Raw genomic sequence first — 225 nt, forward strand, 5'->3', positions numbered from 1 at the left:
AGCCGGTCGATGCGGCCGGTTTGCAGGCGGTCGACGAGGTCGGCCAGCGTGTCGACCAACTCGCCGCGCACCGTGCAGCAGAGGCAGCCGTCGGAGAGCTGGATGATGCCGTCGGAGGCCTGCTCGACCAGGAGATGGTCGATCGCCACCTCGCCGAACTCGTTGATGATGACGGCGGTGTCGGCGAGTGCCGGATCCCGGAGCAGCCGGTTGAGCAGCGTCGTC

General features: G+C 68.4%; 1 protein-coding gene. It reads right to left on the minus strand.

Annotation, left to right across the window (positions count from 1 at the left end; genetic code table 11):
- Positions 1-225, minus strand: a 225-nt coding sequence (locus E5W70_RS32960; RefSeq protein ID WP_292665544.1) for a GTP-binding protein, incomplete at both ends; no start/stop codon positions are given.

Source organism: Mesorhizobium sp. (assembly GCF_005063415.1).
Taxonomy (GTDB): domain Bacteria; phylum Pseudomonadota; class Alphaproteobacteria; order Rhizobiales; family Rhizobiaceae; genus Mesorhizobium.